Origin of the sequence: Nostoc sp. (assembly GCF_036919675.1) — a bacterium.
Classification (GTDB): Bacteria; Cyanobacteriota; Cyanobacteriia; order Cyanobacteriales; family Nostocaceae; genus Nostoc.
Window position 1 is genome coordinate 129,072 of the sequence record NZ_JBALCP010000096.1, and the last position, 23,899, is coordinate 152,970.

18 protein-coding genes are annotated in these 23,899 nt (G+C 42.9%); 10 read left to right on the plus strand and 8 right to left on the minus strand.

From position 1 onward, the window contains the following. Nucleotides 1-371: 371 nt before the first annotated feature. Complete coding sequence (purH, locus tag V7K49_RS20475; RefSeq protein ID WP_335207134.1) at nucleotides 372-1,892, minus strand: bifunctional phosphoribosylaminoimidazolecarboxamide formyltransferase/IMP cyclohydrolase; 1,521 nt, start codon at nucleotides 1,890-1,892, stop codon at nucleotides 372-374. A 768-nt stretch (nucleotides 1,893-2,660) separates the two neighbouring features. Between purH and V7K49_RS20480 the strand changes: the two genes are divergently transcribed. The 9 genes from V7K49_RS20480 to V7K49_RS20520 all read left to right on the plus strand — a co-directional run bounded on the left by V7K49_RS20480 (nucleotide 2,661) and on the right by V7K49_RS20520 (nucleotide 16,085). Beyond that, nucleotides 2,661-5,417: a beta strand repeat-containing protein gene (locus tag V7K49_RS20480; protein ID WP_335207135.1), complete on the plus strand. Its 2,757-nt coding sequence runs from the start codon at nucleotides 2,661-2,663 to the stop codon at nucleotides 5,415-5,417. A 797-nt stretch (nucleotides 5,418-6,214) separates the two neighbouring features. Further along, nucleotides 6,215-8,332, plus strand: a complete 2,118-nt coding sequence (locus V7K49_RS20485) for a beta strand repeat-containing protein (protein ID WP_335207137.1) — start codon at nucleotides 6,215-6,217, stop codon at nucleotides 8,330-8,332. A gap of 308 nt (nucleotides 8,333-8,640) precedes the next feature. Then, nucleotides 8,641-9,390, plus strand: a complete 750-nt coding sequence (locus V7K49_RS20490) for an SDR family oxidoreductase (protein WP_335207139.1) — start codon at nucleotides 8,641-8,643, stop codon at nucleotides 9,388-9,390. A 128-nt stretch (nucleotides 9,391-9,518) separates the two neighbouring features. Beyond that, nucleotides 9,519-10,124, plus strand: coding sequence for an alpha/beta hydrolase (locus tag V7K49_RS20495; RefSeq protein ID WP_335207164.1), 606 nt, complete (start codon nucleotides 9,519-9,521; stop codon nucleotides 10,122-10,124). A gap of 154 nt (nucleotides 10,125-10,278) precedes the next feature. Further along, complete coding sequence (isiD, locus tag V7K49_RS20500; protein WP_292761436.1) at nucleotides 10,279-10,491, plus strand: protein IsiD; 213 nt, start codon at nucleotides 10,279-10,281, stop codon at nucleotides 10,489-10,491. A 119-nt stretch (nucleotides 10,492-10,610) separates the two neighbouring features. Further along, nucleotides 10,611-11,822, plus strand: a complete 1,212-nt coding sequence (coaBC, locus tag V7K49_RS20505; RefSeq protein ID WP_335207141.1) for a bifunctional phosphopantothenoylcysteine decarboxylase/phosphopantothenate--cysteine ligase CoaBC — start codon at nucleotides 10,611-10,613, stop codon at nucleotides 11,820-11,822. Nucleotides 11,823-12,421: 599 nt separating this feature from the next. Beyond that, on the plus strand, nucleotides 12,422-12,778 hold the full coding sequence (locus V7K49_RS20510; protein WP_273767601.1) for a hypothetical protein: 357 nt from the start codon (nucleotides 12,422-12,424) through the stop codon (nucleotides 12,776-12,778). A gap of 103 nt (nucleotides 12,779-12,881) precedes the next feature. Continuing rightward, nucleotides 12,882-13,904, plus strand: coding sequence for a spore photoproduct lyase family protein (locus V7K49_RS20515; protein ID WP_335207165.1), 1,023 nt, complete (start codon nucleotides 12,882-12,884; stop codon nucleotides 13,902-13,904). A gap of 699 nt (nucleotides 13,905-14,603) precedes the next feature. Then, nucleotides 14,604-16,085: a site-2 protease family protein gene (locus V7K49_RS20520; protein ID WP_335207143.1), complete on the plus strand. Its 1,482-nt coding sequence runs from the start codon at nucleotides 14,604-14,606 to the stop codon at nucleotides 16,083-16,085. Between the two features lie 144 nt (nucleotides 16,086-16,229). On the opposite strand, the gene V7K49_RS20525 is transcribed toward V7K49_RS20520, so the two are convergent. From V7K49_RS20525 to V7K49_RS20535, 3 genes are all read right to left on the minus strand, one after another. Then, a complete protein-coding gene (locus tag V7K49_RS20525) occupies nucleotides 16,230-17,489 on the minus strand; it encodes a glycoside hydrolase family 10 protein (protein ID WP_335207166.1) in 1,260 nt (419 codons plus the stop codon). A 106-nt stretch (nucleotides 17,490-17,595) separates the two neighbouring features. Further along, nucleotides 17,596-18,726, minus strand: a complete 1,131-nt coding sequence (locus V7K49_RS20530) for a hypothetical protein (protein WP_335207145.1) — start codon at nucleotides 18,724-18,726, stop codon at nucleotides 17,596-17,598. 443 nt (nucleotides 18,727-19,169) lie between these two features. Further along, nucleotides 19,170-19,673 carry a hypothetical protein gene (locus V7K49_RS20535; RefSeq protein WP_334868466.1) on the minus strand — a complete coding sequence of 168 codons (504 nt, stop codon included), beginning with the start codon at nucleotides 19,671-19,673 and terminating at the stop codon, nucleotides 19,170-19,172. 371 nt (nucleotides 19,674-20,044) lie between these two features. Between V7K49_RS20535 and V7K49_RS20540 the strand changes: the two genes are divergently transcribed. Beyond that, nucleotides 20,045-20,212, plus strand: a complete 168-nt coding sequence (locus tag V7K49_RS20540; protein ID WP_335207147.1) for a hypothetical protein — start codon at nucleotides 20,045-20,047, stop codon at nucleotides 20,210-20,212. Between the two features lie 321 nt (nucleotides 20,213-20,533). Here V7K49_RS20540 and V7K49_RS20545 read toward each other — a convergent pair whose 3' ends face one another. The 4 genes from V7K49_RS20545 to V7K49_RS20560 form a co-directional block, all read right to left on the minus strand. Next, on the minus strand, nucleotides 20,534-21,484 hold the full coding sequence (locus V7K49_RS20545; protein WP_334868467.1) for an AAA family ATPase: 951 nt from the start codon (nucleotides 21,482-21,484) through the stop codon (nucleotides 20,534-20,536). A 111-nt stretch (nucleotides 21,485-21,595) separates the two neighbouring features. Then, nucleotides 21,596-22,690: a DUF4350 domain-containing protein gene (locus V7K49_RS20550; protein WP_335207148.1), complete on the minus strand. Its 1,095-nt coding sequence runs from the start codon at nucleotides 22,688-22,690 to the stop codon at nucleotides 21,596-21,598. A gap of 295 nt (nucleotides 22,691-22,985) precedes the next feature. Then, nucleotides 22,986-23,231 carry a hypothetical protein gene (locus V7K49_RS20555; protein ID WP_335207149.1) on the minus strand — a complete coding sequence of 82 codons (246 nt, stop codon included), beginning with the start codon at nucleotides 23,229-23,231 and terminating at the stop codon, nucleotides 22,986-22,988. Beyond that, entirely contained in the window at nucleotides 23,224-23,778 is a 555-nt protein-coding gene (locus V7K49_RS20560; protein ID WP_335207150.1) for a Panacea domain-containing protein, read from the minus strand. The genes V7K49_RS20555 and V7K49_RS20560 overlap by 8 nt, the downstream gene beginning before the upstream one ends. Nucleotides 23,779-23,899 lie beyond the last annotated feature (121 nt).

Genomic DNA, 23,899 nt, shown 5'->3' on the forward strand with positions numbered 1-23,899 from the left:
TATATTGAGTGACACTTTCTAAACTGCACCGCTAATCCAATTTCTAAATACAAATCAAAAAATGCCTGGGAGTGTTGCCGTGTTTCCACCCCAGGCATCTTTTATTCTTAACTTGCTCCTCACACACAAATATAAGATATCACTACATCTATCAAAAGGCAAGTATATTGAGTGACACTTTCTAAACTGTACCACTAATCCAATTTCTAAATACCAATTAAAAAGCGCTTGGGAGTGTTGCCGTGTTTCCACCCCAGGCGCTCTTTATTTATAACTTACTCCTCACACACGATTAGACAATATCACTAACTCAATCAAAAAGCAAGGATATTGTGTGACACTTTCTAAACTGCACACCTGATGGGCAATAATTAGTGTAAAAAGTGACGTACACCCGTGAATACCATCACCAAACCCAGTTCGTTAGCAGCTTTGATTGAATCTTGATCGCGCAAACTTCCCCCTGGTTGGACAAGGGCTGTAATTCCGGCTGCTGCGGCTGTTCTGACTGAATCATCAAAGGGGAAGAATCCATCGCTGGCTAGAATTGCATCTTTGGCTTTTTCTCCAGCTTGTTCCAGGGCAATTTTAACTGAGCCGACGCGGTTCATTTGACCAGCACCTACTCCTAGTGTAGTGCGATCGCCACTGACAACAATCGCATTAGATTTAACGTGTTTGCAAACTTTCCAAGCAAACAGTAATTCGGCTAATTCGCTGACCGTAGGTTGACGTTCGGTAACTACTTGCCATTGATTGGTATCAGCAATCACATCATCGCTAGATTCGACAAGGAAACCACCTGCGATCGCTTTCACTGTATCCTTAGGGCCACTGCTCAAATCAGCTAGAGTCAAAACCCGCACGTTAGATTTCTTGGCAAGGATTTCTTGAGCTTTTGGATCACAACTTGGTGCTACTACACATTCTAAAAATGTTTTAGTTAACTCGCTGGCCGTAGCCGCATCAATCGGACGGTTGAGTGCGACGATCCCACCAAAGGCAGAAGTAGAATCAGCATTGAAAGCTTTTTGGTACGCTTCTGAAATAGTGCTTCCCAGCGCTGTACCACAGGGATTTGTATGTTTAATAATCGTTGCAGCTGGGGTATCAGTGAATTCAGCAAGAATTCGGCGTGCAGCTTCTAAATCAACTAAGTTATTGTAACTAAGTTCTTTGCCTTGCAGTTTCGTAGCGGCTGTCCATCCCGTTGCGGTAGTACCAGTTTGATACCAGGCGGCGGGTTGATGCGGGTTCTCGCCGTAACGCAGAGATTGCAATTGTGTACCGCTAAGGGTATGCTGCTGTGTTCCTGCGAGATAAGATGCGATCGCTTGATCATAACTAGCAGTATGCAAAAATCCTTTTAAAGCAGATTTTTGGCGAAATTCTAAGGAGGCTTCGCCGTTATTTTGCCGCAATTCCTGCAAATACTCGTCATATTGTGCCGGATCGGATAATACTGTCAGATGAGCGAAGTTTTTCGATGATGCCCGTAGCATAGCAGGGCCACCGATATCAATTTGCTCAACAGCTTGGGATAATGTCACCCCTGGTTTAGCAATAGTTTCCTCAAAAGGATATAAATTCACCACCACTAAATCAATTGGGCGAATTTGGTTATTTTCTAAATCTGTAATATCTTGGGGAACATCTCGCCGGGCCAAAATCCCGCCATGAATCCGGGGATGCAGCGTTTTGACTCGGCCACCTAAAATTTCTGGAGAACCTGTGTAATCTGCAACTTTGGTAACTGGGAGTCCCGCATCTTTAAGTGCTTGGGCTGTTCCCCCACTGCTGATTAAATCAAAGTCAAATTCTTCAACCAAGCTACGGGCTAGGTCAATTAAACCAGTTTTGTTAGATACACTCAGCAGGGCTAGACGCGCCATTGATCAATTCCTTAAAAGTAGACTAGGAGCGAAGGATCTCAAGTTTTGCATAAGCCTCGCTTCACTTCAAGAGTATTAGGAATTATTCTGAAATCCGGTAGTGACGTGACAACAATAGGTGATTTACAGGTTCTCCCTAACTCCTTTGACATTGAACAGTTTGGGCTAGAAAAGCAAATAATATGAAGAGTATACAAAGATATTCATTTAAATATAGACATCTAAGTAAAAATTCGGTATATGTTTATTGTCAGGTTATTTAGATATTTTCTGTTTTCAAGTTAAACATCAACGGCAATAGCCTAGAACCAAGGCATAGAGATTCCTGCTCTTATGCCCCGCCAAGTATTTCCTCTTTTCAAGCTAGTAAGACTTACGCATTGACAAACCAACTAAATTATAAACGTTGGTTTTAGGCATTCAAGCTTGATTTTTACACTCTTTTTCACCCATGCCTACGGCAAATGCTTGCCGATGCTACTGAGTAAGAATGAATCAAATAAGCTTGAAACTAGTTATTTTTGTGAATTCAGACGCTGATGAATTTGTACAGTGCCTAAGACTTAGATAGTCCCAGAAGTTGGATAAGTAATCCTTAGAAGCTAGTCAAAAAGTGAATGTTCGGCAAAATTCGTAACCCTCAAGGGTGAGACAAAATTATTTTGAAACGTCAAGATTGTGCAAATTTTAGTGCCATTAAACAGCACTAACAGCAACTTGAGAACTGAAGATACTGCAAAAAATCGATTTCCAAAGGAAGGAAAAATAATGGCAAATATCATTGGAACCAACGCAAATAATACCCTACTGGGGACTAACAGCGCCGACAGAATCGACGGCTTAAGTGGCAATGACCTTTTGAGGGGTGGTACGGGCAACAATACTCTCATTGGTGGTGTGGGCAATGAGAGTATTGTTGCTTCCTATTCTTCTGGAAATAACATCCTCAGAGGAGATGTAGGGGATGACTACCTTGATATTAGTTTCTCTACTGGTAACAATACGGTTTCAGGTGGAGATGGCGATGATGACTTTTACGCTGATAAAGTCCAGGGTAAAAACACCTTAAATGGGGGGGATGGCAATGATGGGTTCTTTTTTTCCGTCCCAGATACTGCCCCTTCTTCCTTAGTGACTCAAACAGTAGATGGAGGTACAGGTAACGATGTGTTGAATGCATTGAATGGGTATTATGGGAATGCTAGCGGGGGAATCACAACGACATTCAATGCTACTACTAACATTGGCTCGATTACGGTGGCCAATAATCGGGTGAACTACAAGAATATCGAAGTATTAAATATTACAGGCACAATTTATGATGACTATATTGTGGGGAGCAATGGTGGCGATTTCGTTTTAACGAACAACTATAGTGACAATTTTACGAACAATAGCAATGATACGATTTTTGGCGGTGAAGGTGATGATTATTTGAATGCTCTCTATTCAGCAGGCAATAATATCCTCAACGGTGGTGCTGGTAACGATGATTTGAGAGCTGGTTCAGGTAATAACCTGCTCTCTGGGGGTGATGGCGATGATAATCTCTCGGCTAGCTTGTCTGGCAATAACACTCTCAACGGTGGCGCAGGTAACGATACCTTGAAGGCTGCTTTTTCAACAGGTGATAATCTGCTCTCTGGGGGCGATGGTAATGATTCTCTCTCTACCATTGGCGATATCAACGGCTTTACCTCCGGCAATAATACCCTCAATGGTGGCGCTGGTGACGATACTTTGGATGCTGTCTATTCAACAGGCGATAATATCCTCAATGGTGGGGATGGCAATGATTTTCTGTCTGCCACTGGTTACAGCGACAATTATAAAACTTCCGTATTTGGCAACAACATCTTCAATGGAGGGAATGGCAATGATTCCTTCTCTATTGCCTTATATCCCTCCCCTTCTTCCTTAGCGACTCAAAGAGTAGATGGGGGGACAGGTAACGATTTGTTAGACCTGAGATTTATCGAGCCTGCTGGAGCAATAACAGCGACTTTCAATGCTGCTACAAACACTGGATCGATCGCGGTAGACACGAATCTGATTAACTACAAGAATATTGAAGGATTAGTGATTTCAGGTCTGACTAAGAACGACGACCTGATTGTGGGGAGCAATGGCAATGATACGCTCAATGTGAGCGTTAATGGCAATGATACGATAGATGGGGGAAGCGGTAACGATTTGCTGATCGTTTCGGGCTATGCTCCTACTGGGAGTACCGGAATCACAACGACATTCAATGCTACTACTAAAACTGGCTCAATTAAAGTCGGCACGAATCGGATTAACTACAAGAATATCGAACGATTAAATATCTTAAGTACAGAGTACAATGACTACATTGTAGGCAGTAATGGCAACGATACAATAAATGGAAGCTTTGGTGGCAATGATACGATAGATGGCGGTACAGGTGACGATTTATTTATCATCAGTTACTACAATGGTACTGCCGGAATCACCTCGACTTTCAATGCTACCACTAACACTGGCTCAATTACGACAGACACAAATCGGGTTAGTTACAAGAATATCGAACAATTAACAATCTCAGGTTCCCCCTACGATGACTTGATTGTAGGGAGCAATGGAAATGATACGATATATGGGGGCGGTAGTAACGATACCCTCAATGGGGGCGCAGGTAACGATCGCTTGATTGTTAGCCATTCACCAGGCAATAATCTACTAGATGGTGGCGATGGCAATGATTCTCTTAGTGCCTCTGGCGGCTACGACGACTACCGAGGCGAGTTATCTCTCTATCCTATCTCTGGCAATAATACCCTCAATGGTGGCGCTGGTGATGATAATTTAGTTATTAGCTTTTCAAGTGGTAATAACCTCCTCAATGGTGGCGATGGCAATGATTCTCTCTTTGCCTCCGGCTCCGATTCATTATACTTGCAATACGGAGCTTACACTGTTACTGGCAATAATACTCTCAATGGTGGGGCAGGTAGCGATCGCTTGATTGCTGACTATTCAACAGGCGATAATCTCCTCGATGGTGGCGATGGCAATGATAGTCTTAGTGCATCTCGTGCCATTGGTAAAAACACCCTCAAAGGTGGAAATGGCAATGATACCCTCACAGGTGGCAACGGTAATGATAGCCTAATTGGAGGAAGTGGTACTGATACCTTTGTTTTCAATAGTTTTAATGAAGGCGTTGATAGACTTTATGACTTCAACGCCACTAATGAAGTGATTGGAGTATCGGCTGCTGGTTTTGCTAGTGGTTTATCGCCAGGTGTACTAAAAGCTAATCAGTTGAGAATCGGTGCATCTGCAACCACCAGCGCTCAAAGGTTTATTTATAACTCAACTACAGGTGCATTGTTCTTTGACCAGGATGGTAGTGCGAATGCCTTTACTCAGGTACAATTTGTCCCTTATCCCCAAGGCTATTTCTTCCAGGACTTACGGAAAAAGGTAGTGAAAGCCTTGATTTACCGTAGGGGCAATTCATGTAGACGCATTCGCAAAGCGTCTGGTACAGAAGCGACTTAAGGCAGGGTATTGCCCCTATATTTCGTACTTGATGCGTAAGTCCGATCTTCAATCAGCGATCAGCAAATAATATGAAGAGTATGCAAAGATATTTCTTTAAATATAGACATTTAAGTAAATATTCGGTATCTATTTATTAGACTTATTGCAAAAATCCTTGAATCACCCCTCCCCAACCCTCCCCGATTTGTTGGGGAGGGAGCAAGATTTCAAGTTTCCCCCCAATATATCGGGGGGATTAAGGGGGGTCTATTCCACTTATGCAAGAGGTCTATTATCGGGTTATTTAGATATTTCCTATTTTCAAGCTAAACACCCACGGGCAATAGCCCACAACAAAGGCATAGAGATTTCTTCTCTTATGCCCTGTCAAATGTTCCCTATTTTCAAGCTAGTAAGACTTACGCATTGACAAACCAATTAAATTGTGGGCTGTGGTTTTCAGGCATTCAAGCTTGATTTTTATATTATTTTTCAGCGGTACTTACGGTTTTTACTGGCCTGGGCTACTGATGAAGGATGATTAAAAGAAGCCTGAAGCTAATTGTTTTTGTGAATCCACATGCTGATGAATTTGTACAGCGCTTAAGACTTAGATAGTCCTAGATTGGTTAGATAAGTACTACTTGCAAGCCAATCAAAGGGGGAATCTTCAAAGAAAAATTCGTAACCCTCAAGGGTGACATGAAAGGATGTCGAAATGTCAACATTTGGCGAATTTTTCTGCCCGGAAACAGCACTAACAGCAACTTGAGAACTAAATTTACTCCAAAAATCGATTCAGGTAGGAAAAAGTTATGGCAAATATCATTGGAACTAATGGTAACGATACGCTACTGGGTACTAACAGCGCGGATACGATTAAGGGTCTTGCCGGCAACGATACTATCACAGCTAATCAGGGCAACGACACGTTAACTGGTGGCGGCGGCAAGGATAAATTTGTTTACAACTTCGATGCCAACTACTTCTTGGGCGACGGCACAGATACTATCACCGATTTCGGTGGGGTAGGTAAAGGAATAAGCCCAACAGCAGCAGTAATTGCCGAAGTGGATACCATCAAATTCCAAGGGGATGGATTGACTGCCCGAAATCTGCTGCTCACCCAGAATGGCAAGAATTTAGAAATCACCTTTGAAGATATGCCTGGTATTTATTTTGCAAGCGTGCCTGATGTCAAAGTTATCCTCCAAAACTTCAAATTAGAAAACTTCCAGAATCTGAAAGCTTCTGGAGCAAAACCAGCCATAGGTAATATCCTGTTTGATGGGCAAACTAGCATCACCGACAGCTTTAATGTCCTGGATGCCAACTCCACTGAAACGAGCATCGGCATCAAGAACACGGTGACTTTCCTGAATGACCTTGACAATAACATTACAGGTTTAAACAACTCAGATGATGTGGTGAATGGTCAGGGGGGTAATGACAAAATCAACGGCTTAAGTGGCAACGACTTCCTGCGGGGTGGTGCGGGGAATGATACCCTCGTTGGTGGTGCAGGGAGTGATACCCTCGTTGGTGGTGCGGGGAATAACACCCTCGTTGGTGACGCTGGTGATGATATTCTCAATGTTGACTTTTCAACAGGCAATAACTTACTCTCTGGAGGCGTTGGTAACGATCGCTTGAGTGCTATAGCTTCAACAGGCGATAACCTACTTAATGGTGGCGATGGCAATGATTATCTTTCGGCCTCTGGCAACTCGTCGTTCTACATCTCATACCTGGACAACCGCACCGATCCCTCTTTAGGCAATAACACCCTCAACGGTGGTGCTGGTAACGATCGCTTGGATGCTAGCTATTCCTCAGGCGATAACCTACTCAATGGTGGCGATGGCAATGATACTCTTTCGGCCACTGGCTACGACGGTAGATACGACACACCCACTTCTGGCAATAATACCTTCAACGGTGGTGCTGGTGACGATCGCTTGAATGTTTACTTGTCAACAGGCAATAATCTGCTCTCTGGAGGCGATGGCAACGATACGATAAAGGCGAGCTTTAGTGGCAATGATACGATAGATGGGGGAACAGGTAACGATTTATTAGCCTATTTTGGCTATTTTGGCAATTATACCAAGGGAATCACTTCGACATTCAATGCTACTACTAACTCTGGCTTAATTACGGATGGCACGCATCGGGTTAGCTACAAAAACATCGAACGATCATATATCATAGGTACAAAATACGATGACTTGATTGTGGGGAGCAATGGCAACGATACTATCGATGGGGGCGATGGTGGCAATGATACGATCGATGGGGGAATAGGTAACGATTTATTGTCGGTCAACAACTATTATAATTCTACCAAGAGAATCACTTCGACATTCAATGCTACTACTAACTCTGGCTCAATTACGGATGGCACGAATCGGGTTATCTACAAGAATATCGAACGATTAGATATCCCAGGTACACAATACGATGACTTGATTGTGGGCAGCAATGGGGATGATACTCTCGACGGTAGTGATGGCAATGATATCCTCATAGGCGGCAAGGGTAATGATATCCTCATAGGCGGCAAGGGTAATGATAGCCTAATTGGAGGATCTGGTACTGATACCTTTGCTTTCAATAGTTTCAATGAAGGCATTGATAGACTTGATGACTTCAAAGCGACTAATGAACTCATTCAAGTAACGGCTGATGGTTTTGGTGGCGGGTTATCAATCGGTTCACTTAAGACAAGTCAGTTTACCCTCGGAGCATCTGCAACCACTAGCACTCAGCGATTTATTTACAACAATATTACAGGTGCATTGTTCTTTGACCAAGATGGCAGTGCAAGTGCCTTTACTCAGGTACAATTTGCACAATTATCGGCTGGGTTGTCACTAACCAAAAACAATTTTGCGGTTGTTGGCCCTGTGATTGGCGTGTTCGACCAGGGTTAACGGTTTATCACTCTAGGAGGATGTTTGAAAAGTCCTCTAAGCGAAGAGCAAAACATTTTAGATACCCCTAAATCCATGCCACTTACTTATGGAGAAACCCCCAAGTGGAGCGACTGGTGTGGGCTAGGGGGGATCAAGAAATGCCTAAAGCACCAGCGTCTTGAGCAAAAAACAAGTCGGTACTAGCCTTTTTTCTAGGTTTTCTTGCCTGCGACTTCGTGAGAGGATTGACCCAGTATTTAAACAAAGCTTAAGCATACTGTTTTTAAATACATTGTAGATCCCCAATTCAATAGGAGTGGCTAACAGTGGTCAATAGCGAACTGAAGAATAAAGTAGCCTTGATTACTGGCGCAAATAAGGGTCTAGGACTGGAAATGAGTCGTCAACTGGGACAACATGGATTGACGATTCTGATCGCAGCTCGGAATTTAGAAGCAGCAAAAACGGCAGCTACTAACTTGCATAATGAAGGAGTCTCAGCTGTGGCGATCGCTCTTGACATAACTGACAGTACTCAAATTCAGTCTGCTTTTCAAGAGATTGGTGACTCTTTTGGTAAACTGGATATCTTGATTAATAATGCAGGTGTGTTTCTAGATGGCGACTGGTTAATCAGTAATGCCACTTCTGTTTCAATAAACATTATTCGACAGACATTCAACACCAACTTTTTTGGCTTGGTAGAACTGACTCAAGTACTGCTACCGCTAATTTTAAAGAGTCCTAGTGGTCGAATTGTCAATATGTCTAGTATTGAAGGCTCATTGACACTTCATGCTAGTCCCAATTCACCAATTTATGATTCTAAACCATTTGCTTACAATGCTTCTAAAGCAGCAGTCAACGCATTCACCATCCATTTAGCCCATGAGTTACGCAATACTCCTGTGAAAATTAATAGCGCTCATCCAGGTTGGGTGAAAACTGAATTGGGCGGTGAAGGCGCAATGATGGATATCACAGGAGGGGCGAAAACGGGCGTTGAGTCAGCGATGCTCCCTGACGATGGGCCGAGTGGTGGCTTTTTTCATCTTGGTGAACCAGTACCTTGGTAAAAAGTTAAGCCAATAAGGTGGGTGTCTTCGTCAAAGTGGCATCCGATTCCTGATAGTAAGTCTACTTCAAGAGATAGGATCTACTAAAAGAGTAGGATTTTAGGAGTAAACCTCTGTCTTTACAAGCTATCACCGTTAAGAGAGAAACTTCTCAACCCCCCGCAGGCTTAATTGTCACTTTGCATGGTTGGGGAGCTAATGCTGAGGATGTAGCATCATTGTTACCCTTGATCAACTTACCTGATTACCAGTTTGTATTACCTGATGCACCTTTTCCTTATCCCTATTCCCCTGTAGGGAGGGCATGGTATGACCTGCGGGTGGAGAATATGTATCAAGGGTTGGCAGAAAGTCGGCAACTGCTAACTGATTTCTTGCAATCTTTAGAAAGCAGCACTGGTGTACCTTTGTCACGCACCATTTTAAGTGGATTTTCTCAAGGCGGAGCAATGACTTTAGATGTCGGCTCAAAATTACCCCTAGCAGGTTTAGTTGTTATGAGTGGGTATTTACATCCTGATGCACTAACGGCAGCTAAAAGTGGGATTCCGCCGACTTTAATCACCCACGGAAAATATGATGAAGTTGTACCACTGCAAGCAGCTTTGAAGGCACGAGAAACTCTAAAATCTCTAGGAGTGGCAGTAGAATACCACGAATTTAACATGGGGCATGAGATACATCCACAAACGTTAGAGGTACTACGGAATTTTATTGTGAATACAATTAGCTAGTCAAGATTACGAATTTTTTATAAATTCTGGTATAAATGCTGAAAATTTTCATGAAATCAATGACCTCTAATGAGTAAGATATATAGGGTGGCTGCGTTCAGCGCAACTTAACCCATGCTGAAGGCGAGTGCTGCATAAGGGAGGGGCAAGCATTATGACAACTCTAAGCATTTCCCAAAAAGAAATTGCTGCCATGACTGCGGCAGAAGTAGAAGAACTAGCTACACGTCTAGAACTGGATAATTATAGCAATGCTTTTGAGGGTTTAAATGATTGGCATTTATTGCGAGCGATCGCATTTCAGCGTCCAGAGTTAGTTGAACCCTATATCTACCTCTTAGACTTGGAACCCTACGATGAAGCGTAGTTGAGAGTTAGGAGTTAGGAGAGACGCGATTAATCGCGTCTGTACAGGAAGTTAGGAGTTGGAAATTAATATTCGTAACTACTTGCTCCTAAGTTACTACTTACTCCTAACTTTTTACTATGACTAATCCAAAATTGAACAGGGTTCTAATTGGAGTATGCGGCGGTATCGCCGCGTACAAAATTTGTGAACTAGTTTCAACGCTGTTTAAAACTGGGGTGGAAATCCGAGTCATCCTTACCCGTTCGGCGCAAGAATTTATCACGCCTCTGACTTTAGCAACCCTATCTCGTCATCTTGCCTATACAGATGATAATTTCTGGCAACCAACTCACTCTCGTCCGTTGCATATTGAGTTGGGTGAATGGGCAGATGTCATGGTAATTGCCCCCTTGACAGCTAATACATTAGCAAAGTTAGCCTACGGGATGGCTGATAATTTACTCACAAATACCGTGCTGGCTTCTACTTGTCCCGTGCTGTTAGCACCCGCAATGAATACGGATATGTGGGAACAGCTATCAGTGCAGCGGAATTGGCAACAGCTATTGATAGATAGTCGGTATCATGGAATGAGTACAGCATCAGGTTTATTAGCGTGCGATCGCATCGGTGCTGGTAGATTAGCAGAACCTCCAGAAATTTTGGCTCATATCCAATCGTTGTTACACACTCAAGGCAAACGAGATTTAGTTGGTAAACGAGTGTTAATTAGTGCTGGGGGAACGCGAGAGTATCTTGACCCAGTGAGATTTATTGGTAATCCTTCAACAGGTAAAATGGGATTGGCTTTGGCGCAAGCCGCACTTCACCGAGGCGCAAGTGTCACCCTGGTACATGGGCCAGCCAATTGGGATGTACCATTGGGAGTGCAAGCAATTCCTGTAATTAGTGCCGAGCAAATGCAGCACGCCATGCTGGAATGTTTACCCAATGCTGATGTAATTGTCATGTCAGCAGCCGTGGGAGATGTGAAGCCACGAGATTATAGTACAGAGAAATTGCCCAAGCGATCGCTCCCCAAAGCCTTACCCTTGGAACCTGTACCGGATATAATCGCCCAATTAGCAAAACTTAAACAGCCGGATCAGATATTAATTGGTTTTGCCGCACAAACTGGAGATATTGTCAACCCTGCATTAGAAAAGTTACAGAGTAAAAAATTAGATGCTATTGTGGCCAATCCCATCGATCAACCTGATAGTGGTTTTGGTAGCGATAATAATCAAGCGATATTTTTAGATAGTCAAGGACATCAGCTAGCGATCGCACCTTGTTCTAAATTGGAAATGGCGCATCATTTATTTGATTTTATCATCTCCAAATTTTAGATTTTCAATTTTGGATAATGGAATTGAATTATTGAAAATCTAATGTAGGGGCGCAAGGCCTTGCGCCCCTACGATGGAATGTTTTTTTAACTGGAAGTCCCTTACTGATATACATTCATGACCTCGGCATGACCGATACTGAGTATGCAGCCTTAGTACAGTTTTACGTAAAAGCGTAGTGTTTTTAATGCATCCCGATGCATTGGCATTGTAAAGGGACACATTAACATTGTATCGGAATGCATTGGCATTGTCAGGGGACACATTAACAATGCGGCCGACGCATTGGCATTGTCAGGGGACGCATTGGCATTGCAAGGTATTACTGAATTTAATTTGCTACGAATTAATGAAATGCTGTACTTAACAAGCCAAAGTTAGGACTCCAACCTAAAACTTGAGTTTATTGAGCTTCGTGAAACCCCAGAAGAAGCCTGAAAGCTGGTAGGAATAGTGTGACTGACACCAGAGATATCAAGCAGCAAGGGGAAAGGAAACTACTACTTGGAATTGGGTATAACCCGTATGGTCTATGGCTTTAAGGTCGCTTCTCTAGATTTTACAATATAAGTAAGACTTAAAAATCACGCTTCAATTATATGAAAATCCTTTCATCAGAGCTAGTACATTTAGGATTTGGCAAATATGTGCGTTCTGACCAAGTAACAGCAGTTATACCAATAGAAGAGGAGCGTGGCCCAGGGCGACGAACCTTTGTTCACATTCAAGGGCAAAGTGATCCAATCATCGCCTCTCGCGCTGAAGATACCATCGTGCGTGATTTAGTACAGGAGCCACGCGAAGTTACCCAAGCCCGTCAGCAGCAGGAAATTCTTCAAGATTTATTGGTAAATTTAGGTAATGTTAATTCAACTGTGCGTCGAATTAGCCGTGATGAAAGCAGTTTGGATCTTGATTTGTTAGAACGCCGAATTAAGCAAGTCCTTGAAAATTAATTGCAGAAATCAGCAAACTAAATAACGGAGAACGATATTGCTGAATCCAATTACAGACCAAGTTTCAGTATCAAGTACACAAACAAAATCACCACGGTTGTGGATACCTGAACGGGTACTGTTTACACCTGCTGCCCTAGATCAGGTTTGGGGGCAGCAGATTTTGGCACGTGTGCAGTCACTCAACTTACCGATAGAAGAGTTATCACAAAACCGCCTAAAGGGACTGCGCGGTGAGTCTGAGCGAGATACTTACAACATCGCCAAGCGGACCTTAGCGGTGGTTACTGCACCACCCAGTTCTTTTAAACTTAGTCCCATCCCACCTTCTGCGGATTGGCAGTTTCACCTTGCAGAGGGTTGTCCGGCTCATTGTCAATACTGCTACCTAGCTGGTAGCTTGTCGGGGCCACCTGTGATCCGCGTTTTTGCTAACTTACCGCAGATATTAGACAACTTAGCTAACTACGAGCAAGATGGGAAAACTACGAGTTTTGAAGTTAGCTGTTACACAGATCCATTAGGTATTGAGCATTTAACTGGAAGTCTGGCTGAATGTATCCGTTACTTTGGCACTCGTACCAATGCACATCTACGTTGGGTATCGAAGTTTGATGCTGTGGATGGATTACTCGACTTACCACACAATGGGCATACTCGCTGTCGGATGAGTGTTAATGTAGCACCGATTTCTGGTAAGTTTGAAGGTGGCACAGCCTCCGTAGCATCCAGACTTAATGCATTGCGACGGTTGGCGCTACCATTAGAGCGTGGCGGTGGCGGTTATCCAGTCGGCTTGGTGATTGCGCCAATTATGCCGATAGACGATTGGCAGATGCACTATAGTTCTTTGTTTGACCAGATAAACGAGGCACTGGATTTTGACTGTGACCTTACTTTTGAATTAATCTCGCATCGGTTCACACCTGGGTCAAAAGAAGTGTTACAAACTTGGTATCCGCAATCAAAATTAGAGATGGATGAGGCAAAACGCAGTGTCAAGCGTAATAAGTTTGGTGGGACGAAGTACGTTTACGATCGCGACACAATGAAAGCGTTGCGTTGCTTTTTTGAGAGTGAGATTACTAGGCGCTTTCCAAATGCTGAAATTCTTTATTGGACTTAGTACAGTATTTCTTAATTCGTAGCGAATTAAATTTGGCAATATTCTGCAATGCTAATGCGTCGGCTTGCATTGTTAATGCGTCCCGATGCATTCCCTTGCATTGTTATATGCGTTCTCCGGCATTAAAAACGCTACGTTTTTATGCAAAACTGTACTTAGAAGACGACTTTGCTCAAACTGTATTTGAGCAAATTACAGCTATTTTAGGTAAATAGACCACGCAGTAGGGGCGCAAGGTCTTGCGCCCCTACGACAGATGTGGTTCAAAAAAATGAAACTGGCTGTAATTATTGGACAAGAGAGCGATCGTGTAATATATCAATAATTTTTAAGCGCTTGCGGGAGTCCCAAGGCTTCTCTAATCCTGGCTGACTCCACCTATAGCGTAAATCCAGCTACCATCTCAATCAACTAGACAAGGCAATAGCCGCTTGTTAAAGATAAGCAAACTGACGCCACAGTGTACTAAGCTGTTACGCTTTGAGTCTGCACACCATTACCAGCCAGAAAGCTTACTGTAATTCTGTTTTTTAATTTTTAATTTTTAATTTTTAATTGCTTAGTGTGATGCCTGGGTTGGGCTATTCGGCATCGCAAAGCGGGATAATTTGGGCAGATTACAGACGGCGTTATACATTAATAAGTGTATCTGCAATACCGGACTTGTTCTGGCTCAGTCTCAATAGCAAAGGTTTGGAGATGTTTACTTTATCAGAAACTTCTATCCTGGCGGCAATCCTACTGGTAGCTTTAGGCATTTTGGGCTGGGGCTTTTATCGCGCCAGACCTTTTGGTAAACTGGGAATCTTAGCCTGGTTACAGTCGGTGGTGTTGATGACTCCCTGGCTCCTGTTTTTTGGATTGTTTGCCGCAGGGATTTATATCAACATAGCGGGTATATTGTTCTTAGTGGTGACTTCCGCCGGATTGTACATCTTCTTGGGCAGACAGTTACGCACAGCTGGACAAGATGCCATCCTCAAGCAACGCGCAACAGAAAGACTCGCCGCTAATTCCTCACTTGAAGCAAATTCCCCACAATTAGCAGTCACACAACTGAAACCGGAGATTCCGCCAATACCGGAAGATGACTTAAATGCAATTAAAGGTATCTTTGGTATCGATACGTTTTTCGCCACAGAAACGATCGCCTACCAAGATGGAGCCATTTTCAAAGGCAATTTACGGGGAGAACCAGAAGAGGTTCACAACCGTCTAACAGCAAGTTTACAGAAACGTCTTGGTGAGCAATATCGTCTGTTTTTAGTAGAAAATACAGACGGCAGACCCGTGGTGATTGTCCTGCCGAGCCGCAATGATCCCCGGCCGATCTTGTTATCGCAAAAAGTTTTTGCAGGTATTCTGTTGATAGCAACTATTGCCACAAATCTAGAAGCTGCGGGCTTATTGCTGAATTTTGATTTTTTTGGCAATCCAGGGCGGTTTAAAGAGGCTTTGCCCATAGGGGCTGGGATATTTACGGTTTTAGTAGTTCACGAAATCGGTCATTGGTTACTTGCTCGGCGTCACCAAATTCGCCTTAGCTGGCCCTTCTTTCTACCCGCAGTGCAAATTGGTTCCTTTGGTGCAATTACCCGCTTTGAATCTCTGTTACCCAACCGCAAGGTGTTATTTGATATCGCCTTGGCAGGGCCAGCCGCAGGTGGTATTGTTTCTTTGTTAATGCTGATCACTGGCTTGCTGCTTTCCCACCCAGGTAGTTTATTTCAATTGCCAAATCAGTTTTTCCAAGGGTCGATTTTGGTGGGAAGTTTGGCGCGAGTTGTCCTTGGTTCGGCGTTGCAATCATCCCTGGTAAGTGTTCATCCCCTAGTGGTGATTGGTTGGTTGGGGTTAGTAATTACCGCTTTGAACTTAATGCCCGCAGGACAACTAGATGGTGGGCGCATTATTCAGGCGATTTATGGACGCAAAACCGCAGGACGGGCAACGATCGCAACTTTAATTTTACTGGCGCTAGTGTCTCTTGGTAATACTCTTGCCATGTACTGGGCGATCGTGATTTTCTTTTTGCAACGGGATCAAGAACGCCCCAGCTTGAATGAAGTCACTGAACCTGATGATGCTAGAGCCGCTTTGGGGCTTTTGGCTCTATTCTTGATGATTACCACACTTCTACCCCTAACTCCTGGTTTGGCTGGGCGTTTGGGAATAGGATAGTGCTGAGTTAGGAGTACAGACGCGATTAATCGCGTCTGTACAGGAGTTAGGAGTGAAGCACATGCGTTACTTAGATATTGAGTTATTGTCAGTGAACCTTCACTGTAATTAAATGATCTGTTCACTGACAGCTTGCTAGGAAAATTAACTGAACGGTTTCCAACCTGCTAGCAAATTGGGATAAGCTACGGGTGTGGGGAAGATTTTTTGGAAACCAATCTGGCGTTCTTGTGGCTTTTCTTTGCTAATATTCCAGAGGGTTTCATAGAAAAAGAAAGAGACGCCGGCAAAGTTGCGATCGCGTACTTTTTGCACTTGTGTCTGAATCTGTTGCATCGGTACAGATTTGTTTTTCAACCCAGCCATAATGCCCACACTCACTGGAATATGGCTCTTTGCCACTTTCACTTCTGGATACTCTAATTCACTAATAAAAACATTCAAGTCATCCCGATATACCTGCAAAACTAAGTCTTCAATTATTCCCAGCCGTTCCCACTTCTGCCAGTCTGCTAAAAAGAAGTCGTAGGAAAAACGTTGAGGATTAGGAGCAACAGAAACCAAGCAATCTTTTTTTGTAGCTTTGATGGTTTTGAATACCCGTTTCATAAACTCAGTAATTTTGTTAGCTCTCCAGCGCACCCATTCTGGATCTTTAAAGTTTTTGGAGGGAGCTTGACCACGGTGTTCTTTTTTGTAAAGTGCCACTGTATAGGCATCGTACCCTAATTCTGATGGTAAGCCAAAATGGTCATCAAATTGAATACCATCGATATTGTAGTTTCTAACAATTTCAACGATTAAATCTTGAATAAATTGTTGTACTTCTGGGCGAAAGGGATTTAGCCAAACGCGATTATGTATACCTTCTTTGATAATCCGAGTCCCGTTGCTGCGACTGGTGAGCCATTGGGGACGATTTTTGGCTAATAGAGAATCCGCTGGTGCCATGAAGCCAAATTCAAACCAGGGAATAACTGTTAACCCTTTTTGATGTCCCACATCAACAATTTCTTTGAGGATATCTCGTCCTTTTAGTCCGGGTGTGGGATCGAGCGATCGCCCACTAACTTTGGCTGCAACTTTGCTAGGATACAATGTATATCCCCAATTCCAAACCGCCGGATATATAGTGTTAAAATTGAGTTCGTCAAGGCGTTGCAAAGATCCCTTGAGGCGATCGCGCTCAAATAATACATCACTATCAATATTTGTTAACCACACCCCCCTTAACTCAGATGCTGGCGTTCGCGGCAGATTAATTTGAGCGTTCAAGGGGAACGATAGCATCACCGTAGCTACCACACTCAAGATAACTATAACGGCAAACAAAAGAGACTTTCTACTTTGGCGAATATTCCACCACGAATGAAACTCAACACACCTCTTTACAAACCTTTTCATCATTTGGCTACAGACATGATCAAATTATGAACAATCAGCATGAATAGCGATCGTTTCGATTGTAAGCGCTAAAACAATCGCTATTTAATCTGATCACTGAGGTTTACTATTTGGCGCTGGCTGCAAGCTGATTCCAAGCTTTGACTATTGTCTGTAAACTCTTTGGCAGGTTATTTAGAGAAATATCGTTGTACTGAACCGTACCCTGTTGGCTGGTGAGAGTGTAGGTGATATAATCAGCAGCACCGCTGGGGGCTGGATAACTCAGATTCCGGAACTTACTAAATTTAGAAAGTTCTAAAAATCTCTGAAATTGTTGCACCTGTTGCACAGAAACGCGGCGAACACTACGCTCAGAATCATTGGCATCACCAATCCGCACCCGAATCAATTGCCCATCTTTGAGTAAAACAGTCTCGTAAGTTCTACCAGCAAAACCACCACTGGAAATTTGCCGAAATACTACATATCGAGCTAATGGTGGTGGTAACTGGCTAACTGGAATTTGCACAGGGGTTAGTGAACTTGAGCTAGCCTTTTGATTCAGCCTGAGTGCGGAACCTGTTTGATTGGTATGATAAACCAAGGTTTGTTCACCTCCACCGACAACCACTCGCCAACCTGATACCAAAGCTTGGGTACAGAATTCATCAGCATTAGGTAATTCTAAACAGCCATCTCTCCAAGTTTGCTGTTGAGCCTGAATGATGTTTAGCTGAGAAATTGGCTGTTGCAAACGTTTGGAGGCGGCTTGCAAAACAGCGTTTTTTACAGACGTAGGTAATTTATCTGAAGAAGTGTTTGTCGAAGCTAAACGTAGCGATCGCCCGTTACTATTGGTATGATAAATCCAGTTTTGTTTGTCATTGGACACCACAAGCCGCCAACCAGGAACTAACCCTTGGGTACAGAGTTCATCAGGTTGAGGCAGTTCCAAGCAACCATTACGCCAAGTCTGTTGATTATAATCAATAATTTGCACTTGTCTGGTTGAAATTCCCTGTCTGCGGCCTAAATCTTGCAGTACCGCGTTAGCTACTAGGCGTGGCAAGCGGTTTGGTTTAATATTGTCCTTGAGAACTTCATTGCTTGTTTCTAACGAAAACTTTGCAGTAGCGCCCGTAGCATCTTTGATAAGTGTTAAACTGCTAGCAACAGACAAAATTCCAGTCAAAATCAAAGCAGTGAAAATTCGCATTTTATTGGGGTTAAAGTAGTCTTTCGGCATGAATTTCATAGTAATATAGGGATGTTAGTCAAGAGTTATAGAACTCATAAATAGTATCCAGGCAAAAATATACAATAAAGTATATAATTCTATAACTTCACCAATTGAAATTAATTTAGTATCTCTCTTCTGAAACAGCTATAAAGACAGACGCTGCTGTAGTAATTGTTTGTTCCTTATACAAATTCTGGATAAAAATACACTTAATTAAAACGCCCTTAAGAACTTAGAAGCTCAAGCTTCATTAGATAAGGAGTTCGTTGGAGAAGACAATCCACAACGCTGTCTTGGAAAATAACTTGCGAGGAAAGCTTGCAACGTTTTTCGCCTCACCTTCGCAAGCGAGGGTTCAATAAAAGTAATTTTAGAAAAGAATGCGACAGAACCATAGCTTAGGCTTTGCTCGGCTCAAGCTAGCGGATACAAGATTTTTAAGGCAATCTCAGGCAATATTAGGCTCTGATGGCTTGTTGTTCAGATTCAACTAACTGATTGTGAGGTATATCAAATCTAATAGTACTGGCTGCCCAGTCTTTGAAATCTGGTGCTAGCCACACTAGCTTGCAGAGAATTTCGTCATTGACCCACAACACCAACGGGAACCGAAACTGTTTCCGAAACTCATCTCGCATAATGTTGGTACTGATGATTAGTTGGTTAATTTCCACTACAGACTCTAAACCCCGTACCATCAAAGCTTCGGGTTGAGTAGCACCAATTGCAGTTGTAATAGCTGTATATAATGTGTCAGCCGCAGGTGAGAGCAGGATTTCCTGGATGTCTGCTGAGGAAAATTCTGTTAACACATTCAGCACTTGCTGCTGCCTTTCGACACCGTTACAATAAGCTAATATCGGTGAGAACTCCCCACCAGAAACCATGATTGCCCTTGCCAGCCTCTTAGTGGCTGCTGTGCTGCTAACTGTGCTGTTTTCCGAATTACTTAAGCTGATCATTAAAAAATCCTGCTTTTAATTTTAAAAATATCTGAGCTACATTCAGTTATTCTACCCTATTCATTTTTACTCAAAAGTGTTAAGTCCGTAATTTGGATGAGGTTTTTGTCTAATACCAAGCATAATACTACGCATTGTCTAACGAAGGAGTATAACATGTATTATCCCACACTTACAACTAAGGGCTAATGTAAAGGTAGTATCAAAATTATATAAGCAAAAGATAATGCAAGCAAAAGGAAGCAAATGGAGAATTAGCAATTTAATTCTCATTGTATTTTCATCTATTTTGGCATCTACCATTGGTTAAGTAGTTTTTTGTTTTGCGTAAAAAAAAGGCTCAGTATAAGTTTAACAACAAACATTAAGAAGTGGGAGACAATTTAACTGCCTACTGGTTTACTGTAGTCTACGGTAAGCCGCTTACAAATAATTTTCCCTTACCAAACCATTTCAAGGCGGGTGTAGAGTGGGGAGTAGTGAAATGGTATCAGCCCATGCGAAAATCTCCGTGGATTAAAATTAACTCATCCGTTTGATATCGCAAGAATTCGCCCCTTAAGAGATTTACAGGGACGCACGCTCATCTTGGTAGATGATGTTTAGCGACGGGTGCAACTATGTGGGCTGTTATGGCCGTGCGAAAACAGCAATCCGCTTAGATTGTGATTGCTGTGCCTGTGTCCGCACCCGAAACTTGCCATGAGTTAGAAACTGAGGTGAACGAAATTGTTTGTGTCTTGATATCCAGCCCTTTCTACAGCGTTAGTCTTTGGTAGGAAAACTTTCCCCAAATTACAATAACTGCCACATTGCAAATAAATCCCTTCATCCCTGCATTCAGCAACGCCAGAATTTTTTCACCTTGGAACTGCTACTTGATTAATTACCGACGCAATTACCGCATCCATTTGTAAACCATCCAGCATCGCTTCTGCTTTCAAAATGAGGCGATGACGTAGCAGGGGTGATGCAACTGCTTTGACATCATCTGGCGTGACAAAATCCCTTCCAGCTAACCACGCTAGGGCTTGAGATGTCTGCAACCAAGCACCAGCGGCGCGAGGCGATGCGCCCAAAGTTAAATCGGGATATTGACGCGATGTTCTGACTAACGCCAACAAATAATCAACGATCGCTTCTGATACTTTAACTTCTTTAACTGCTTGTCGTGCTTGCAAAATCTCGGCTACTGTTGCTATTGGTTTCAAACGGCTAATATCCAAACGCCGTGCTGCAAAACCCGCCTGACGATTGAGTAACATTTGCTTTTCGGCAGCTTGATCGGGGTAATCTACCACCAGCTTAAATAAAAATCTGTCTAACTGCGCCTCTGGTAAGGGATAAGTCCCCTCAAATTCCAGGGGATTTTGGGTTGCAATCACCCAAAATAAATCCGGTAAAGGTAAACTTTCACCATCCAGCGTTACCTGCATCTCTTCCATCGCTTCCAGTAGCGCCGCTTGTGTCTTGGGAGGAGTACGGTTGATTTCGTCTGCTAGCAACACTTCAGTAAATATTGGCCCTTTTTTTAAAGTGAAATTGCGGCTATTCAAATCAAAAATATTTGTACCAGTAATATCTGAAGGTAAAACATCTGGTGTTAGTTGAATCCGGCGAAACTCCCCTTGGATTAACTGCGCCAACACTTTTACTAGGAGGGTTTTACCAGTTCCCGGTACTCCTTCCAAAATTACGTGTCCACCCGCTAGCAATGCTACTAAAAGTTGTTGTATTAGGCTAGATTGTCCGACAATTACTTGATTAAGACCTTGACCAAGGCGAATTAAGATAGGATGAGTTTCGCTCATATTTTTTATTGATAAATAACCAATGCAGAAATATTATGCATAATTCCAAAAAATTAATTACGAATTACGTTAGCGAATCCGCGTCCCTTGCGCGTCTCGTAGAGAGCGTCATTAGGAATTATGAATTCCCCGTAGGCTTCGCCATTTCCCCAACCAGCTTAACAGTTCTCGTTCAGTGATGGGTTGTTTGCGAGATTGTAGCTTTAAGACTGCATCTAGTTCTGCTGCACTTGCGCCTGTTTTTTCTATCCAGAAATTGATCAAGGCTTGACGTTCTAAAAGTACTTGTCCTAATCCCAAGGCTTTTTGGAGTTGTAATTGTTCTTGTTTACCCACCATCTCTACAACAAAGTCGGTGGTATCAGCTTTCTGCAAGACTCCAGCTAAAGCTTGGATGTATGCCTCGCTGTTATCTACAACTGGTGTATCTAAAGCTACTGGCTTGCCAAAGCGGTGATTCTGTGCCCAAATTAGCACTAATAGCAGGATACCTACTTGCACCAATATTGGAAATAAAGGAGTTTTTGCAAAAAAGCTAGATAAATCTCCTTCACTTTCTTTTTTCCTGACATCGGCATCTTTATAGCCGTGGATATATTCATCGACAAATATTGTGTTACCTTTTTCCGTAACCAAACTGGCTAGATACTTAAAATTACTTAAATAATCTTGGTAGGCGTTGGCGGCTAAATAAGGAGTGGTAGAAAAAATCACCTTTCCCTTTTTGTAATTTTCTTCCCACACAAGAGCACCAAAGCGATCGCCTAAATCAACTTGCTTGGAGTTAGCTTTCTGATATCGTCTACGCGTATCAATTTTGATATCACCTTGGGGAGATTTTTGCATAGTGCTAAACTCCGCTTCTGTAACCCGCGCTCCCGCACCCAAAATTACCAAAGTATTTCCTTTTTCTACCCATTCACGCTCTTGACTATCCAGTATTGTCTCTCTTGGATAGCTGCCTACCTGTAGAACAGTAACTGGGCTGTTCTCTGACTGAATGTCACTAAAAGGCTTTTGCCAGCGCTTGATAGAAATTCCCTGCTGTTGCATAAAAGCATACCAAGCACCATAGCCATCAGAGGCGCGGTTATAGGTAGAGCCAGTGTTAAGTTTAGTATTATTGGGAGCCGCGATAAAACTAAGTAAAACGATCGCAGCTACTGCGATCGCTCCTATCCAAGCAAGGCGATTTGAACGTTTCATTTTTGACTTTCACTATAATCACTTCGTTTCCGGATCACAAGTGTTAATACTTACTTATTTTTCAGGTAAAGTCAAAAATCTAATTAATTTTATCTTAGTTTCCCAGCACTATGCGCTCTCTATATGTGACTGCGCTCTATGACATCTTACGGTGGTATTCCCAGGAAAGCTCTCAGAGCAGTTTTATACCTCTTCTTCAACCGCTTGGAGACTAAACCACCTTGCTGAATCTGTGTAATAACAGCCATCGAACAAGTCCCTTTCGGAATAGGGCTACCAATGGTAATTAACGGAGCTAGTTGAGTGCATCCATCTCACGAGCAAACTGATAAGCTATTACCGACTCATGGACTATAAAGCTTGGTATACCTGAACCTGGTAGGAGAACACAGGAAGTTTCAGAATTAGGTCTGCGGGTAGTGACATTGACGAGCAGATAGTTGCTTGCAGATGTTTGTGCAATTGCGATGTAAAGGTGTTCACTATTAGGAGGCGTATCCAGCAAAAATGCATCTCCCAAATTAATGGTGATGCTAGCCATTCAAAACCCCATCTAGATATGCTTCTCGAATGGCTTCTTGCTGAATTTCCCTGATTTCCTCGTCACTCTTGCCTACATTTTTGAGAATATCCTCTACCGAAATCGGAATGGCAGAGCCATGAGGGTTTTTCCACAGAAGGTCATGAGTCCACTCAGCAACATCAAAAGGGTCAAGATGCCCAAAAGCTTGATAAACCTGCTGAATGATTTCCTCTTCCTCTTCACAAAGGTCTTCGTCTCCTGGATCATGCAACAAGGAAACATGATTTTCATTCCGAGGAGAAATGAACTTAGACCAGAGAGGTAAGGCATCATCAACAGGCTTTCCCTTGATTAGGTCATAAACGCTGCTGAGGACAGGGCCGTAATCCATCGACACATAATGATTACCAGTAATCGGTTGCTCCATGCGTTTCAATGCAAGACGGTCAGCTATGTAAAGCATCTTAAGTAAACCTAAATACTTCATAGGCTTACCGTGCAGCTTTAAGAGTACCGCTGCGGCTTCAACGGCTTTCTCAGGATGAAACCGAAACTGGATTAGCATAAGCATTCTGAAGCGACTGCTTTACACTAGTACAGCACGGCGTAAGTTAACCGACTATTATTGTGGGACAATGGATAATTAGATTAAAAGTAGTTTTTGCTGACAAGTAGGGCTGAGAGGT